The organism is Streptomyces sp. PKA51, assembly GCF_057552455.1.
Window position 1 is genome coordinate 150099 of the sequence record NZ_BAAJPZ010000009.1, and the last position, 16616, is coordinate 166714.

Here is a 16616-nt window from a genome sequence, read left to right on the forward strand (position 1 = left end):
CATGGGGATCGCCCGTGAGGGGCCGGCCGGCGCCGCAGGGGCAAGCGGCTCGTGCGGCAGGAGCCCGGTCCCGCCGGGTGGACCGTGCGGTGCAACCCGGCGGCGTCCGCCGGTGTTTCCCCTACGACGAGACGATGACCTGCTGACCGGCCATGGTCCGGGGTCGTTCGATCCGTACCGATTCCGAAGAGGACGAGGTCCATGGAAGATTTTGCATCGCTGACCGCCGGCCGCCTCGCCGAGCTCATCCGGGCCGGGGACGTCTCCCCTGTCGAGGCGGTGCGCAAGAGTCTGGAGCGCATCGAGGAGTACAACGGAGTGGTAAATGCCTTCGTCACGGTGTGCCACGACGAGGCACTGGCGGCGGCCGAGCGGGCGGCGCGCGCCTTATTGTCGGGAGCCGACGTCGGGCCGCTGCACGGTGTGCCCATCGGCGTGAAGGATCTCGATCCGGTGGCCGGCGTCCGGACCACCCGCGCATCGCTGATCTTCGCCAACGAGATCGCGCCGGACACGATCGAATGCGTCGAGCGGCTGGTGCGGGCGGGCGCCATCGTGGTCGGGAAGACGAACACGCCGGAGTTCGGCTTCAAGGCGACGACCGACAGCGCCCTGTTCGGCCCGGCATCCACCCCGTTCAACCCCGCCATGAACGCCGGCGGGTCGTCCGGCGGCAGCGCCGCCGCGGTCGCCTCGGGCATGGTGCCGCTGGCCCAGGGGTCGGACGCGGGGGGTTCCCTGCGCGTCCCCGGGGCGTTCTGCGGCGTGTTCACGATGATGACGACCTTCGGCAGGGTCGCCGTGCCCGCCCGGCCCAACGCCTTCCGGCGGCTGAACCCGATGGTCTGCTACGCACCCCTGGCGCGGACCGTGGAGGATGCCGTCCTCGGGCTGGACCTGATGTCCGGGCCGCATCCCAGGGACCCCTACTCCTTCCCCGTCGGCGACACGCTCGCCTCCGCGCTGACACCCTCGCTGCAGGGCATGCGCATCGCCTACAGCCCCGACCTCGGTGGCTATCCGGTCGAGGCGGAGGTGGAGCAGCTGGTGCGGGCGGCGCTGCCGGCGTTCAAGGAGGCGGGCGCGGAGGTCGTCGAGGCGGACTTCCGGCTGCCGGTGCCGCACGCGGAGCTGACCGCGACCTGGCGGCGCTACCTCTCGCTCGCCCACGCCGAGTCCGCCGAGATCAGCCGGCCGATGGGGCTGGACTTCGCCGGCGACGAGCGGATCGACCCCGGCTACCGGGAGAGCGTGGCGGTCGGTGCGGGCCTGAGCGCCGTGGACTTCCGCCTGGCGGATCTGCTGCGCACCCAGGTGCTCGACACCTTCGAGAGCGTCTTCGACGAGTTCGACCTGATCATCAGCCCGGTCAATTCGATCGCCGGGATCCCCAACGACACCACGCGCACCACGGTCGGCCCCGCGCAGGTCGCGGGCCAGGCCGTCGACAGGTTCGTCGGCTGGTCGATGACCAGCCCCTTCAACCTGATCGGCAGCCCGGCCGCCACCGTCCCCGTCGGCCTGGCCTCCAACGGGGTCCCCGTCGGTCTGCAGATCGCCGCCCGGCGTCACCACGACGCGGCGGTGGTGCGGGGGGCCGCCGCCCTCCAGACGCAGCGGCCGTGGCAGCACCTTTACGAGGGTCTCGAAGAGACCCTCGCGGCGTCCACGAAGGCCGTGCGCCCCGGCGCGTGACACAGCAGCAGAAGAAGCCGCAGGACAAGCACCGAACGCAGGAAAGGCTGGCACTCACCTCATGACCGATCCCTCCGTGGTGCGGACGGAATCCGGCAGTCCGCCGTGGCACGCCGCGCTCTTCGACCTCGACGGCACGCTGGTGGCCACCGAACATCGCAGCCGTGCCGCATGGACCCGCCTTTTCCGGACCCACGGCCTGGAGGTGGACGACGCGTTGCTCGCCTCCTTCGTCGGACGGCGGGGCAAGGAAGCACTGGCCGACCACGTCCACCGGTTCCCGGGCAGCACCGTGGACGAGCTCTTCGACGAAGCCGTGGGATATCTCAACGGGCCCGGCATTCCTGCCGCGTATGCGGTTCCGGGGGCGGAGACCCTGGTCAAGCTGCTGGCCGCCGAGGGCGTGCCGATGGCGGTGGTCACCTCCGGCCTGCGGGAGCACGCCCGGGAGCTCCTCGCGCTGGTCGGCGGGGCCGAGATGTTCTCGGCCCTGATCACCGCGGAGGACGTGAGCCGGGGAAAGCCCGACCCCGAGGGCTATCTGGCCGGATGCGCGGCCCTGGGAGTGGAGCCGGCCCGCGCCGTGGCCTTCGAGGACGCCCCCGCGGGGGTGGCCGCCGCCAAGGGGGCCGGAATGGCCTGCGTGGGGCTCACCACCACGCACTCGGCCGCGGAACTGCGGGCCGCTGACCTGGTGGTGCCGGATCTCAGGGAGATCGGCCGGCCTCCGCTCGCCCTCGGCATCTCCGGCTGACGACACCGCTCAGGAGGGTGGGAGACAGCATGTCGCGACCCGGCGCAGTGCAGAAGGGGGCGGCGCTCACGGACAGGCGTCGCTGGCGTGTGCTGGCGGTGCTGCTGGCCGCGCAGTTCATGGCCAATGTGGACACCGCCATCGCCAACATAGCGGCGCCGTCCATACAGTCCGGACTGGGCGCGTCCGGCGGCGAGGCCGGGCTCGTGGTGTCGGGCTATGTGGTGGCCTACGCCGTGCTGCTGGTGGCCGGGGCCCGGCTGGGCGCGGCACACGGCCATCGCCGCGTCTTCAACGCGGGGATGGCGGTCTTCACCGGTGCGTCGCTGGCCTGTGCCCTGGCCACCGGGCCCGTCCAGTTGATCGTGGCCCGGCTGGTGCAGGGCGCCGGGGCGGCGCTGATGGTGCCGCAGGTGCTCAGCGGCATCCAGCTGCACTTCCGCGGGGATCTGCGCATCAAGGCACTGGGCTACTACGCCGTCGCCCTGTCGGGAGGCGCCGTGGCCGGGCAGGCGCTGGGAGGTCTGCTGATAGCGGCCGACCTCTACGGCACCGGCTGGCGGCCCATCTTCCTGATCAACGTGCCCGTGGGGCTGTTCCTGATCTACGCGGCAATGCGCTGGATCCCGCAGGACGAGGGCGACCGGCGGGCCGAGGAACTCGACCTGCGCGGCATGGCGCTGCTGGCGGCCGCCGTGCTGCTGCTGATCGTCCCGCTGCTGCTGAGCACGGACCAGGGTTGGTCGGTGTGGATGTGGGTCTCCCTGGCCGCCAGCGGCGCGCTGTTCGCCGCCTTCCGCATCGGGCAGCGGCGCCTGGCGGCGAAGGGCGGGCGCCCGCTGATCGCCGAGGAGGTGATACGCGAGCCGGCGGTGCGATGGCCGCTGGTCGCCCACGGCGTGACCACGCTGACGTACTTCGCCCTGCTCTTCGTGCTCGCCGTCTACCTGCAGGACGGTTTGGGGCACGGGCCGACGTACGCGGGGCTGGCGATGGTGTCGTGGGTGACCGCCTTCGGGTTCGCCGGTCCGCTGCTCGCCCGGATACCCGAGGAGCGCCGGGCCGCGATGCCGGTGGTGGGCTGCCTGGTCCTGGCCGTGGGCTATGCCGCGGTGTGGGTCTATGTGCTCTGCGGCCACCACAGCGGGCCGACGCTCTTCGTGCTGCTGGGCATCGGCGGGCTGGGGCTCGGCATCAGCTCCAACGCCCTGATCGGCTGGATGACGTCCGCCATGCCGGACCGCTATGCCGCCGACCTGTCCGGGGTGATCAGCACCAACGCCCAGCTCTGCGGGGCACTGGGGGTGGCCGCCCTGGGCGGCGGCTATCTCGCCCTCGCCGGGAACGGCTCGCCGGAGCGGTCCGCCTCGGCGCTGGGTCTGGTCCTCGCCACGTGCATGGTCATGGCCGTGCTCAGTGCCGGGGCGGCCCGGCTGGGCACCCGGCGGCGGGCAACCGATGGCGAGCCGTCGGTGTTCATTGGGTAATGGACGAGATGACAGGGCAGCTGACTGATCGTCTGGCCTTGGACCTCGACGACGGCTTCGTGGAACTGGTCCGGGTCCATGGCTCGGCGATCCGCACGTATTTATTACGCCTCACCGGCTCACCCGCCGAGGCGGACGACCTGGGACAGGACACGTTCCTGCGCGCTTACGTGGCGCTGCGGGAGTTCTCCCCCTCCCGTCGGCGTTCGCTCCGGCCACGGGCGTGGCTGATGAGCATCGCGACGAACGTCTGGCGCAACGACCTCCGGTCCAAGAGCAGACGGCCGGTCTCGGCGGGCCGGGTGGAGGAGGCCGGCCTCGGCTGGCCCGACGACCGGCCGGGGCCGGAGGAGCAGGCGACGGCCACCGTCGAGCGCAAGGCGCTCGTCGACGCACTGGCCACGCTGCCGGAGCGCTACCGGGCCGCAGTGATCATGCGCCATGTGATGGGGCTCAGTTACGCCGAGGTGGCCGAGGCGCAGCAGTGTGCCGTCGGCACGGTCAAGGCACAGGTCTCCCGGGGGCTGGCCAAGCTACGCGAAGCCCTGGAGACGGAGGAATCCATGCTGAAGGAGGTGATGACATGAGCAGTGTCAACGGCCCCTCGGGGGTGACGCCCCTGGAGGGGATGCTGGCGGCGTTGGGGGCCGAGGACGCCCCGACGGAATTCGAGCTGGGGGTCCTCAAGGCTCTGGGGATCGCACAGAGCCGCTACGACACATACGCCCTGGTCGACTCACCCGCAGGCGGTCTCTATGTCGCGGGCAACGGGCGGGCGCTGACGGGGGCCACGCTGGCAGCGGTGGTCGCCGACCGCCGGGAGTTCGAGGAGAAACACCTGGCGCGCACCGGACGTTCGGCGATCTCCGCCGCGGATCCGCCCGCCGGAGTGCGGCCCGCGCTGCGGACGGGGCGCGCCTCGGGAGTGGCCATCGACCTGGGGGGCCTGAGCGCCGTGGAGCAGGCCGTGCTGGGAGCCGTGCGCCGTATTCCGCGTGGGCAGATACGGCCGGTCTCCTGGGTGGCCCACGAGGCCGGGCTCGCCGGGACGGCCCCGGTCATCGAGGCGCTGGCGAGGAATCCGGTGCATGTGCTCATTCCCTGCCACCGGGTGGCCGACGACAGGGGGATCCCTTACGACGCGGCGTACGGCCGTGATGCGGGAGCCGCTCTGCGCCGGGCGGAGGGGATGGACCCGGAGTACATCGAGTCGTTGACGCGGCTGGAGACGGTCTTCCTCGGCAGCGACACGACCCACATCTACTGCCACCCGACCTGTGCGCATGCCCGCAGGATCACGCCGCCGCACCGGGTGCCCTTCCGCTCGGCCGCGGAGGCCCAGCACGCCGGGTACCGCCCCTGCAAGAGCTGCCGGCCCGTGCCGGCCTGAACCGGACAAGGAGGTCCCGGTGACCGAGAACCGCTCGCTTCTGCTGGACTCCGTGGCGGTGACGAGGCACGACACCGCGGTGGGCCGGCTGTCGCTGGCCGCTTCGGAAGACGCCCTGCTCTACTGCGGCTTCGCCCCCGTGGACGTGGTGCAACGCAAGCTGTCCCGGGTGGCCCGGCACAGCACCGACGACCCGAGCACCGTCCGCCCCGGCCAGCGCGCGGTGCTGGAGCAGGCGCAGGCGCAGATCGACGCCTACCTCGCCGGTGAGCGCCGCACCTTCTCCGTGCCGCTGGATCCAAGGCTGGCCAGTGACTTCGCCCGCGAGGTGCTCCGGGCGGTCGACCGGCAGGCGGGCTACGGCCGGACGACGACCTATGCGCAGATCGCGACGGCGATCGGCCGGCCCGGCGCGGCGCGGGCCGTGGGCGTGGCGCTCGGGTCCAATCCTTTGTGTCTGGTGCTGCCCTGCCATCGGGTCATAGGCGCGCACGGCCGGCTGACGGGCTACGCCGGAGGCATACCGGCCAAGCGGTTCCTCCTCGACCTCGAAGCCCGGCCCACGGAGTCCGTTGCGGCCTCTCCCGCCCCGTCCCCGGGCACACGCTCGTCGACCTAGGCCGTGTCCGGCGGATCTTCGTCACGCGCCACCGCGGCGCCCCGTAGGGGTGCGGGGCGGTGTCGATCTGCGGCTGCCGCCGCGTGGGCGCGATCGGCCGCCGACGGCCCGCAGTCGACGCACCACCCCGAGGCCCGGGCGCAGCACGGCACCCTGCCTGCGGGCACGTCGTGGCTTGTCGCGCAGTTCCCCGCGCCCCCACGGGGCGCCCCCGCACGGGGCGGGGGCGGTGTCGATCCGTTGTGGCTGGATCTTCAGCGCCGCGAGGCCAGGCGCCGCGAAGGCCCGGCGTCAAAACAACGGGCCCGCTCGCACCCCGGAGGGTGCGAGCGGGCCCGGTGAGGGACGCCTGCGGTCAGGCGGCCGCTTCGGTCTTCTCGACGGCGGCCGTGTAGTCACGGCGCGCGAACGCCTGCGGGTTGCGGCGCTTGAGCACGAGGTACGAGACCCACATGATCGCGGCCCAGATCGGCGCGCAGTACAGGGAGATCCGCGCGTCCTCGTCGATGCCCATCAGGACGATGACCATGATGATGAACGCCAGGGCGAACAGGCTGGTCCAGGGGGCGCCCGGGGCCTTGAACTCCGACTGCGGCAGCAGGCCCGCGTTCGCCATGCGGCGGTAGCGCAGCTGGCAGAGCAGGATCATGATCCAGGCCCACATACCGGAGATCGTGGCGAAGGAGACGACGTAGTTGAACGCGTCGCCCGGCCACTGGTAGTTGATCCACACGCCCACGAGCATCAGCGCGGCCGAGAAGGTGGTGCCGCGGAAGGGCAGGCCCTTCTTGGACAGCTGACCGAAGAACTTCGGGCCCTGGCCGTTGAGCGAGAGGTCGCGCAGCATGCGGCCGGTGGAGTACATGCCGGAGTTGCAGGACGACAGTGCCGCGGTGAGGACGACGAAGTTGACGATGCCCGCACCGGCCGGCAGGCCGATCTTGGCGAAGGCCGCCACGAAGGGGCTGACGCCCGGCATGAACTCGGTCCACGGGACGACCGACAGGATGATGATCAGCGCGCCCAGGTAGAAGACGGCGATGCGCCACGGCACGGTGTTGATGGCCTTGGGCAGGGTCTTCTTGGGGTCGGCGGCCTCGCCCGCCGTGACGCCGACGAGCTCGACGGCGAGGAAGGCGAACATCACGATCTGCAGGGTCATCAGCGTGCCGCCGATGCCCTTGGGGAAGAACCCGTCGTGGTCCCACAGCAGGGTGAAGGAGGCGGTGTCACCGGCCTTGGAGAAGCCGAGGATGATCACGCCGAGGCCGATGAGGATCATGCCGATGATGGCGGTGACCTTGACCATCGAGAACCAGAACTCCAGCTCACCGAAGAGCTTCACGGAGATCAGGTTGACGAAGTAGAGCAGGACGGTGAAGACCAGCGCCGAGGCCCATTGGGGAATCGACTTGTTCCAGTACTGCACATAGGTCGCCGCGGCGGTCACCTCGGTGATTCCGGTGACGACCCAGAAGAGCCAGTAAGTCCATCCGGTCACATAGCCCCAGAAGGGGCCGAGGAACTCCCGGGCGTACTCCGAGAAGGAGCCCGACACCGGGCGGTACATGAGCAGCTCGCCGAGCGCTCGCATGATGAAGAAGATGACCAGGCCGGCTATCGCATAGGCCAGGATGAGGCTCGGTCCGGCCTTGGAAATGGCCTTGCCCGCGCCGAGAAACAGACCGGTTCCGATGGCGCCACCAATGGCGATCATCTGGATCTGACGGTTGCCCAGTCCCCGCTGGTAACCCTCGGAAGCTTCCTTGTCGCTTCCGTCGCCGTCCCGCACTGCGGTCCGGTCCGCGACCTGCTCAGAGGTCATGGTGGTGCGCCTTTCTCCATACCGACCCGGTTGCTCCGGATCGGGTACCGATCCCCCCGGATGGAGTTCCTGCTCGGTGCCGGCGGTCGGCCGGCAAAGCGCTCCCGCCGTGACAGGGGTGGCGTCACGGAGGCAGGTCGGCAAGATGTATCACGGTTGACCGTGAGATCGTCTCGGCATACGAGCAGCTGGAGTGGCCTGCATCACAAATAAATCAGGACAAAAGCAATAACGGCGGCTAATAGCCGCCGTTACAGTGATTCGATCGTTATCCGGAATTGAGCGTTCGGTGAGCGGACGCATATGGATACCGACAAGTAACGATCAAGCCATCAGTGCTTCCACCAGCGTCTCCTGCAGTCCGCCCAGCCACAGGTACGCCATGACCATGGGCTTGCGGGGGTCGGCGTCCGGCAGCCGGTACAGCGCGTCGCCGTCGTCCTCGGTGGTGATCTCCAGCCGGGCCGCGATCGTCAGCCGCAGGTCGTTGAGCGCGCCCAGCCACTGCCGGCCCTCCTGCGGGGCCAGCCGCAGCACGGCCACGCCGTCCCCGGCAACGGTGAGCGCGTCCAGCGAGCGCACCACCCCGAGGGCGTCCTCGCGCTTGCGTTCGCGCAGGTCGTTCTCCGTGTAGCGGCGGAACTCGGCGGCGTACGCACGCTCCTGCCGGTCCTGCTCGGCGCCGGGGGTGCCATAGGCATCGGGGAAGAGCCGGGCCAGGGCCGGATCGGCAGGAGGCTCACTGGGGCCCTCCGCGAACAGGCGGGCCAGCGGGTCGGCCGCTTCGGGGCCGTCCGTCTCGCCGGGGCCGATCAGCTCCAGCAGCTGCACGGCCAGGCTGCGCAGGATGGAGATCTCGACCTCGTCCAGGGCAACGGCGGCCCCGCCGCCGGGGAGCGGCTCGAAGTGCCCGGCCATCAACGGTCCTGCGACAGGGTCGCCCACAGTCCGTAGCCGTGCATGGCCTGCACGTCGCGCTCCATCTCCTCGCGCGTGCCGCTGGAGACCGTCGCGCGGCCCTTGTGGTGGACGTCGAGCATCAGCCGGTGCGCCTTGTCCTTGGGGTAGCCGAAGTACGCCTGGAAAACGTAGGTCACATAACTCATGAGGTTGACGGGGTCGTTGTGGACCAGAGTCACCCAGGGGACGTCGGGCTCGGTCACCGCGAAGGGCGACTCCCCCGTATCGGGCCGTTCGATCTCGACCGGTGCAACACTCACAGGTTCCATGCTGCCACTTGCCGACTTCGCCCGCACAAACGGCCCCCCGCAAGGCCCCGCGTCGTCCCCGCTTCGGCCCCGCGCAACGGCCCCCGCATCGCCCCCGCGCCGGGAAATCGTCACTCTGACGAGTATCGGGGGTAGCATCGGCGCCATGAACACTGCGGACCTGGGACTCCCGGTGACCGTGCCGTCCACGGCGCTGTTCACCGACCGGTACGAACTGACGATGCTGCAGGGCGCGCTGCGGTCCGGCACCGCGCACCGCCGCTCGGTCTTCGAGGTCTTCACGCGCCGGCTCCCCGAGGGCCGGCGCTACGGCGTGGTCGCGGGCACCGGACGGGTCCTGGACGCCGTGGAGAACTTCCGCTTCGACAGTGCCATCCTCGACTTCCTCGCCAACGGCAAGGTCGTCGACGACGCCACCCTGGCCTTCCTCGCGGACTACCGCTTCAGCGGTGACATCTGGGGCTACCCCGAGGGCGAGGTGTACTTCCCCGGCTCGCCCGTCCTGCGCGTCGAGGGCACCTTCGCCGAGGCGGTGCTGCTGGAGACGGTGATCCTCTCGATCCTCAACCACGACTCGGCCGTGGCCGCCGCCGCATCCAGGATGTCGGTCGCCGCCGGCGAGCGGCCGCTGATCGAGATGGGGGCCCGCCGCACGCACGAGCTGGCGGCCGTGGCCGCCGCGCGCGCTGCCTTCGTGGGCGGCTTCAGCTCGACCTCCGACCTGGCCGCGGGCTTCCGCTACAGCATCCCCACCGTCGGCACCAGTGCGCACGCCTTCACGCTGCTGCACGACAGCGAGCGCGACGCCTTCACGGCGCAGGTGGCCTCGCTCGGCTCGAACACCACCCTGCTGGTGGACACCTACGACGTGGCCGAGGCGGTCCGGATGGCCGTGGAGATCGCCGGCCCGGACCTGGGCGCGGTGCGCATCGACTCCGGCGACCTGCTGCTGCTCGCGCACCGGGTGCGCCGGCAGCTGGACGAGCTGGGCGCGAAGGACACGAAGATCGTGGTCACCAGCGACCTGGACGAGTACGCCATCGCCTCCCTCGCCGCCGCCCCGGTGGACGCCTACGGCGTCGGCACCCAGCTGGTGACCGGTAGTGGTCACCCCACCTGCTCGATGGTCTACAAGCTGGTCGCCCGTTCGGACGAGGCGGGCCCGGACGCGCCGCTGCGGCCGGTGGCCAAGAAGTCCATGGGCGGCAAATCCTCCGTGGGCGGTCGCAAGTGGGCGGCGCGCCGCCTGGACGCGCACGGGGTGGCCGAGGCCGAGGTCGTGGGCACCGGCGACGTCCCGGAGGAGCTCGCGGACCGGCAGCTGCTGGTCGAGCTGGTGCGCGGGGGCGCCGTCGTCGGCCGGGAGCCGCTGGCCGCGGCCCGCGAGCGGCACCGCACGGCGCTGGCGGGGCTGCCGATGTCCGCCACGCAGCTCTCCCGCGGGGAACCTGTCCTGCCCACGGAATACGCTTCCTGAGCGCCCCCAGTGCCCCTCCCGCACCGCCACCCGACTCACTACCCTCGGTCACACAGGCTGATCCGTACGACCGGCCGGGGGCCCCTCACATAAGGATCTGCACCATGACCCGTGCACTGATCATCGTCGACGTGCAGAACGACTTCTGCGAGGGCGGCAGCCTCGCGGTGGCCGGCGGCGCCGACGTGGCCGCGGCCATAACCGACCTGGTGGGCGAGGCGCCCGCCGGGTACGCCCACGTCGTGGCCTCCCGGGACATGCACGTCGACCCCGGGGAGCACTTCTCCGACGAGCCGGACTACGAGCACTCCTGGCCCCGGCACTGCGTGGCCGGCACCGAGGGCAGCGGCTTCCACCCCAACCTGGCGCCCGCCATCGCCTCGGGGGCCGTGCAGGCGGTCTTCGACAAGGGCGCCTACGAGGCCGGCTACAGCGCCTTCCAGGGCGTGGACGAGACCGGCGCGAAGCTCGCCGACTGGCTGCGCGAGCGCGAGGTGACCGAGGTGGACGTGGTGGGCATCGCCACGGACTACTGCGTCCGGGCGACCGCCCTGGACGCACAGCGGGCGGGCTTCGCCACCCGGGTGCTGCTGGACCTGACGGCCGGGGTGGCCCCGGAGACCACGCGGCGCACGCTGCAGGAGCTCGAGGCCGCGGGCGTGCAGCTGCGCGGCGAGCCGGTCGTCCAGGCGGCGTGAGGATCTCCGCCACATGGCACCACGGCGCCCCGTGAGGGGCGCTGCACGATCCGTCCGAGAGGCCCTAGCCCGGGTCGGCGGTGCGGGCGGGGCGCAGGAGGGTGCCGATGGGGTGCCAGGACTCGGTGTGCCCGTGCGGCAGTGAGCGCCACAGCAGCCCGTCCGGGTGGTGCAGGACGGCCGTGACCTCGTCGGGGGTGGGCGGTTCGGTGTTGCCGCGCAGGTAGACGGCGCGCAGCCCGAGGTTGCGCAGCCGGGTCAGGGCCCGGGCCCGATTGGGGGCGCGCACCAGGACGCGTACGCGCCCGTCCGGCGGGGCGGACCCGCCGTGGGGGGCGGCTAGGGACAGGGCGACGACGACACTGCCGTCGGGGAGCCGCACGAAGCCTCCGCCTGCCATCTCACCCCCGCCGGGGGGACGGGGACGCCGGTGGCGTCCGTAAGACCATCATGAGAAGCATTCTCGGCACGAACGGCCGGCGCCCGCCAGACGGGCACCGGCCGTACAGCTGTGCTACGAGCCCTGCGGGGTTACTTGGCGGGGCCCACCTGGATCGTCATCGTGGAGCCGGTGAGGGCCTCGTTGAGGATCCGGATGCGGGTGTTGGTGTCGGTGATCTTCACACCGCCCGAGGGGTTGGCCGGGTCGACGTAGGTGTTGCGGTGGTCGTCGAAGACCGGGGTGCCGAGCTTGCCCTTGACGCGGGCGGCGACGCCGTTGCTGTGCACGGTGTAGCCGTCGGTCGGGTACCAGCTGAAGGGCGAGTCGTACGCCTGGAAGCGGTTGCGCATGATCGTGCCGTCGGCCCACTTCTCGGCCTTCGGGTGGGCGTCGATCGGCAGGATGCGGCCGGCGCCGGGGTGCACGCCGACGTTGTTGTCCGCCTGCGAGGTGTCCCACTGCCAGATCAGCAGGCCGTTCTGGTACGGGTAGTGCTCGACCCAGTTGGGCTTGGTGTTGCGGAAGCCGAAGTTGTACGGGCCGACGCGCAGGGTGCGGTCGTAGGAGACGTACTGGCGGTTCTCCGCGATGTAGTACTGCGGGTACTCCTTGGTGAAGGAGGCGCCGATGCGCGAGAAGCCCTGGGCGGTCCAGCCGTTGTCGCCGTTCTCGGCGCCGTCGGCGAAGACCTGGGTGCCGTCGGCGGTCAGGGTGATGGCGTCGGCGGTGAAGCCCTTGCCGGAGGTGCCGCCGTCGGTGGCGTAGCGGAAGCGCAGGCCGATCTTCTTGCCGGCGTAGGCGTCGAGCGGGTACGACAGCTTCTTGTAGGCGCCGGAGGTGCCGGTCAGAGCGGGCTTGTCGCCGCCGTCACGGGTGATCTGCTTGCCGTCGGCGGTGCCGTCGACGGGCGTCCAGTTGGCGCCGCCGTCCGTGGAGACCTCGGCGTAGAGGTAGTCGTAGTTCTCCTCGATGTCCCACCAGCCGGACAGGTCGAGGGCGGCCTTGGACTTGCCGGTGAGGTCGACCTGGCGGGTGAGGGTGTTCTTCAGGTCGTCTCCCTGGCCGCTCCACCACTGGGCGTTGCCCTCGGCGGGCTTGACCACGTCGGTGGTGACCTTCTTGGCGGGCAGGTCGACCACGACGGCCTGCTTGTCGCGCGTGTTGTACTCGGCGACGCCCAGCTTGTGGGTGGACTTCGTCGCGGCCTTGGCCTTGTCGTAGTTGAGCCAGCCCAGCTGCAGCTTGTCCCAGGCGCTCATGTCGCCGGGCATGTCGCCGATGGTGTCCTTGCCCTCGCCCAGCCAGGAGCCGGACGACATCAGGGACCAGTAGGCGACGGAGGACTCACCGGTGCCGGTGGTGTCGTACTCGTCGGGCAGGCCCAGGTCGTGGCCGTACTCGTGGGCGAAGACGCCGAGGCCGCCGTTCTCCGGCTGCATGGTGTAGTCGCCGACCCAGAAGCCGGTGTCGCCGATCTGGGTGCCGCCCGCCTTGTTGCTGCCCGGGCCGGTCTTGCCGGCGTCGGAGCCGTAGGCGTACCAGCGGTGGGCCCAGATGGCGTCCTTGCCCTGGGCGCCGCCGCCCGCGGACTCGTCCTCGCCGGCGTGGACGATCTGGAAGTGGTCGATGTAACCGTCCGGCTCGTTGAAGTTGCCGTTGTGGTTGAAGTCGTTGCGGTCCCACTGGTCGTACTGGGCGAGGGTGGCCTTGATGTCGGCGTCGCTGCGGCCGGCGGCCTTCTGGTCCTTCACCCACTGGTTGACCGCGTCGCGGATCAGGTCCCAGGCGCTGGGGCAGTTGGTGGAGCCGCAGTAGTTGGAGCCGTAACGGGCCTCGTTCCAGGGGACCCTGACCCAGTCGGTGACGACGCCGTCGACCGAGTAGCGGCCGGAGGACTGCTTCTCGTAGTACTTGGCCAGGGACTCCTTCTTCTCGTCGTGCGAGAAGTAAAGGTCCTGGAAGTACTGGCGGTTGTAGTCCTGCTGCCAGGCGGTGCTGTTGTCCTTGGAACGGTCCGGCTTGGGGATGGTGTTGTGCGCCGGGCCGGGGGTGCCGCCGTACTTCTTCACGGGCGGCTTGGGGCCGTCGGGGCCGTCCGGGTCGTACATCGTGGTGTCGTCGACCTTGTCGCCGAAGTCCACCAGGATGGTGAATATCTTGTCGGTCTTCTCCCGACCGAGCTCGACGTACTTGCCCTTGCCGAGCTGCACGACCTTGGACGCGCCGCGCTGCTGCGCCGTGGCGTCGCCGGATATGACCTGCTCCAGCGCGGCCTTGCGCTGGTCCTCCTGCTTCTTGCTGAACGGACCCTTGAGGTCGTGCTCCGCGCCCTTCTTGACCTGCGCCGGGTCCTGGCGCTCGATGGTCACGGGCCGGTCGGACGCGCCGGACGGGGTGGTCACGCCCGCCGCCTGCGCGATCCCGGCCGACAGGGTGCCCGTGCCGAGGGCCGCGACGACGGCGGCCACCGCGGCGGATCGGACGACCCGACGTTGGCTGATCTTCACTTGTGAATGTCCTCCCCAGTAAGAACTGTGGAGGTATTTGACCGGAGTGACGCCAGAAAAGACAGATCTTGACTGTGCAAGGTCAAGCAAGTACGTTATCCGGCCTTTAAGTTGCGGATAACGGGCAAGCCCGAGCGCGACGGCTCACTCCGGGCGCGCCGAACACCCCCGTGCACCCCTTGTGCTCCCGGTACCGTGGGTTAGGTCACGCTTACCGCCCGTTCCGTCAGGGCAAAGACCCTCGTAGAGTCGAAGGCGGTACATACCAGCGGTATGTACCGACGACTCGATCCCCTCCCCTGTCCGCTGACGCCTTTGATGCCTTGAGGACGGATCCCGCCATGCCGCGTCCGGCTCCTGCACAGATCGCGTACGGATCGGCCACCGTCGTCTGCGCCGCCCTGGCCATGCTGTTGCTGGCACCGGGCGCCCCGGGCGCCGCACTGGGCGTCATCGCCCTGGCCGCACTCGCCCTGGGGGTCGCCGTGGCCCTCGTCGTACCGTCCCGGCGGCGTCCGAGGACACGGCGCGACCACGGCCGATGCCCGGCCGCCGAAGGCGCCGTGGCCGACCGGCGCACACCGGCCGCCTCACTGCACGGTTGAGACCACCACCGTCTTCGCGGCCTTGTCGTGGATGCACTGGTGGTACGGCTCGTCCCAGGTGCACCACAACACGTTGACCAGCCAGAAGACGAAGCCGCAGCACGGAATGACCTCCGGCAGCGAGTACACCGCCGCACGCGTCCAGCCCGGCCTGCCGTGCGGGATCGCACCGTCGGCGAGCATCGCGACCCGGATCCTCATCGCCATCTTGCCCACGGTCTGACCGCGCGCCGAGAGCATCAGCCCCTCGTAGAGGAAGTAGACGAGGGCGACGATGATCGACAGTGAGGTCGAACGGCCCTGGTCGTTGCGCCAGTCCCAGGTGCCGTAGTCCTGGTCCCAGGTGGCGAACGTGTAGATCACGCTGATCGGAACGCTGATCAGGAGGCCGTCGATGATGCGGGCGACCAGCCGCCTGAAGCGGTTGCCCAGCGGCGGCATGCCGGCCAGGGGATCGGCCGGATCCGGGGCGGCGGGCGGCGGTGGCGGGAACGGCGGCGGCTCCGTGCTCATGGCCCGAGTACACCGTGCCGGCATGCCCGTCGCATCCGACCGGCCGCCGTTCGGGGGTGTACGCCCACGGCGGGTGGGCGCACGCGGCGAGGCGGCCGGCTCAGCCGCTCGCGACGAACGTACGGGCCGCCTTGTCGTGCCAGCACTGCCGCCAGGGGCGGTCGAAGACGCACCACAGCACGTTCAGCACGCCGACCACCAGCACCCCCAGCGCCCCGTAGACCAGCCACCTGCGCACCGCCGCGCCGAAGCCCGCCACGTCGTGCGACTCGATGTCCACCACGCGCACCTTGAACAGCTTCTTGCCCAGCGTCCGCCCCCACTTCGCCGTGGGCAGCGCCTCGTAGAGCAGGCCGCCGACGAAGAGCACGGCCAGCACCACGGCCAAGTACGTGCCGGTGGTGCCGTCGAGGAGCCAGACCGTCACCGTCCGCCCGGTCTGCCGCGCCTGCTCGACCTTCTCGTCGATGTGCTCGACCGACTTCGCCCACAACGGCACGGCCACCGCGCCGACCACGCCGCCGAGCACCACCGTGTCCAGCAGCCGGGCGGCCAGCCGCCGGCCCAGCCCGGCCGGCCGGGCCTGGGCGGCCTGCGCGGCCCGCACGAACGGGTCGTCCACGACCGGCTTCCACGGCGCCCCGGGCGGCGCCTGCTGGGCCAGCTGCTGCACCTGCTGCGCCCAGCCCACGGGCTGCTGCTGCCGGGGCACCGGCGCGGACTCCGGGCGCCGTGCCGGCAGCCCGGCGGCCTCGGCCTCCGCCGGGGCGGCGGGCGCGGCGGACGCGGCGGCCGGCTCCTGGGCGCGCCGGTCGGGCCAGGCCACGGGAGCCGCCACCGGCGTGGGCGAGGCGGCGGGGGCGGGCGAGGCGGCGGCACCGTGCGCCGTGGGGCGCAGGTCGAGCGTGCCCTGGCCGCCCTCCACGGCGGCGGCCGCCGCCTCGGGGCGCTGCGGGGGCTGCTGCGCGGGCCGCAGCGGCTCCTTGACGGGCAGTTCGGCCAGGCGCGGGTCGCGGGCCCGGGGCAGGGCCGGCGTGGCCGGGGCCGCGCCGGCCGCCGCCGCGGGGGGCTCCTCGTCGAGGAACACCGGACCGGTCTCCTCCGCCCCGCGGGGGGTGGCGGGCGCGGGCGGTGCCGGGCGCGGCGCGACGACCGCCGAGGGCGGCGGCGCGGGCATCGGCTCGCCCTCGGCGGGCGCGGGCCGGCTGGTGCCGGGCACCCAGGCGGTGCCGCTCCAGTAACGGATGTAGCCGGGGATCGACGGGTCCGGGTAGTACCCCTGCGGGGGGCTGCTGTCAGCGGATCCCGAGGTGGGTGCGCTCATGGTCTCCGGTGTCCCGTATCTGCTCGGCCGTACTTGGGTGGTCACCAGGTC

Annotated in this window: 16 protein-coding genes; 9 read left to right on the plus strand and 7 right to left on the minus strand. The window is 71.2% G+C overall.

Going from position 1 to position 16616, the window contains the following annotated elements; genetic code table 11:
- Positions 1–201: 201 nt before the first annotated feature.
- From AC27L3_RS16365 to AC27L3_RS16390, 6 genes are all read left to right on the plus strand, one after another.
- Positions 202–1695: an amidase gene (locus AC27L3_RS16365; protein WP_487234738.1), complete on the plus strand. Its 1494-nt coding sequence runs from the start codon at positions 202–204 to the stop codon at positions 1693–1695.
- A gap of 61 nt (positions 1696–1756) precedes the next feature.
- A complete protein-coding gene (locus AC27L3_RS16370) occupies positions 1757–2449 on the plus strand; it encodes an HAD family hydrolase (RefSeq protein WP_487234739.1) in 693 nt (230 codons plus the stop codon).
- 29 nt (positions 2450–2478) lie between these two features.
- Positions 2479–3936 carry an MFS transporter gene (locus AC27L3_RS16375; protein ID WP_487234740.1) on the plus strand — a complete coding sequence of 486 codons (1458 nt, stop codon included), beginning with the start codon at positions 2479–2481 and terminating at the stop codon, positions 3934–3936.
- The gene (locus tag AC27L3_RS16380; protein WP_487234741.1) at positions 3936–4523 is read left to right on the plus strand and encodes an RNA polymerase sigma factor; all 588 of its coding nucleotides are present in this window, start codon (positions 3936–3938) and stop codon (positions 4521–4523) included. The genes AC27L3_RS16375 and AC27L3_RS16380 overlap by 1 nt, the downstream gene beginning before the upstream one ends.
- On the plus strand, positions 4520–5326 hold the full coding sequence (locus AC27L3_RS16385) for an MGMT family protein (RefSeq protein ID WP_487234742.1): 807 nt from the start codon (positions 4520–4522) through the stop codon (positions 5324–5326). The genes AC27L3_RS16380 and AC27L3_RS16385 overlap by 4 nt, the downstream gene beginning before the upstream one ends.
- Positions 5327–5345: 19 nt before the next feature.
- Positions 5346–5945 carry a methylated-DNA--[protein]-cysteine S-methyltransferase gene (locus tag AC27L3_RS16390; protein ID WP_487234743.1) on the plus strand — a complete coding sequence of 200 codons (600 nt, stop codon included), beginning with the start codon at positions 5346–5348 and terminating at the stop codon, positions 5943–5945.
- Between the two features lie 355 nt (positions 5946–6300).
- On the opposite strand, the gene AC27L3_RS16395 is transcribed toward AC27L3_RS16390, so the two are convergent.
- From AC27L3_RS16395 to clpS, 3 genes are all read right to left on the minus strand, one after another.
- Positions 6301–7770, minus strand: a complete 1470-nt coding sequence (locus AC27L3_RS16395; protein ID WP_487234744.1) for an amino acid permease — start codon at positions 7768–7770, stop codon at positions 6301–6303.
- Positions 7771–8094: 324 nt separating this feature from the next.
- A complete protein-coding gene (locus AC27L3_RS16400; protein ID WP_365966741.1) occupies positions 8095–8688 on the minus strand; it encodes a DUF2017 domain-containing protein in 594 nt (197 codons plus the stop codon).
- Positions 8688–8999, minus strand: coding sequence for an ATP-dependent Clp protease adapter ClpS (gene clpS, locus AC27L3_RS16405; RefSeq protein WP_344434545.1), 312 nt, complete (start codon positions 8997–8999; stop codon positions 8688–8690). The genes AC27L3_RS16400 and clpS overlap by 1 nt, the downstream gene beginning before the upstream one ends.
- 145 nt (positions 9000–9144) lie before the next feature.
- On the opposite strand from clpS, the gene AC27L3_RS16410 reads away from it, so the two are divergent.
- Together AC27L3_RS16410 and AC27L3_RS16415 are read left to right on the plus strand one after the other, a co-directional pair.
- Entirely contained in the window at positions 9145–10476 is a 1332-nt protein-coding gene (locus AC27L3_RS16410; protein ID WP_487234745.1) for a nicotinate phosphoribosyltransferase, read from the plus strand.
- A 104-nt stretch (positions 10477–10580) separates the two neighbouring features.
- Positions 10581–11174 (plus strand): isochorismatase family protein, encoded by a 594-nt coding sequence (locus tag AC27L3_RS16415; RefSeq protein ID WP_487234746.1) that lies wholly within the window; start codon positions 10581–10583, stop codon positions 11172–11174.
- 64 nt (positions 11175–11238) lie between these two features.
- On the opposite strand, the gene AC27L3_RS16420 is transcribed toward AC27L3_RS16415, so the two are convergent.
- Positions 11239–11574, minus strand: coding sequence for a hypothetical protein (locus AC27L3_RS16420; RefSeq protein ID WP_487234747.1), 336 nt, complete (start codon positions 11572–11574; stop codon positions 11239–11241).
- Positions 11575–11705: 131 nt separating this feature from the next.
- Positions 11706–14123: an immune inhibitor A domain-containing protein gene (locus AC27L3_RS16425; RefSeq protein WP_487234748.1), complete on the minus strand. Its 2418-nt coding sequence runs from the start codon at positions 14121–14123 to the stop codon at positions 11706–11708.
- 341 nt (positions 14124–14464) lie between these two features.
- Here AC27L3_RS16425 and AC27L3_RS16430 point away from each other — a divergent pair, with 341 nt between their 5' ends.
- The gene (locus AC27L3_RS16430) at positions 14465–14728 is read left to right on the plus strand and encodes a hypothetical protein (RefSeq protein WP_487234749.1); all 264 of its coding nucleotides are present in this window, start codon (positions 14465–14467) and stop codon (positions 14726–14728) included.
- On the opposite strand, the gene AC27L3_RS16435 is transcribed toward AC27L3_RS16430, so the two are convergent.
- Together AC27L3_RS16435 and AC27L3_RS16440 are read right to left on the minus strand one after the other, a co-directional pair.
- On the minus strand, positions 14714–15241 hold the full coding sequence (locus AC27L3_RS16435) for an RDD family protein (RefSeq protein ID WP_487234750.1): 528 nt from the start codon (positions 15239–15241) through the stop codon (positions 14714–14716). The two genes, AC27L3_RS16430 and AC27L3_RS16435, sit on opposite strands and share 15 nt — an antisense overlap.
- A gap of 100 nt (positions 15242–15341) precedes the next feature.
- Positions 15342–16565 carry an RDD family protein gene (locus tag AC27L3_RS16440; RefSeq protein WP_487234751.1) on the minus strand — a complete coding sequence of 408 codons (1224 nt, stop codon included), beginning with the start codon at positions 16563–16565 and terminating at the stop codon, positions 15342–15344.
- Between the last annotated feature and the right edge of the window lie 51 nt (positions 16566–16616).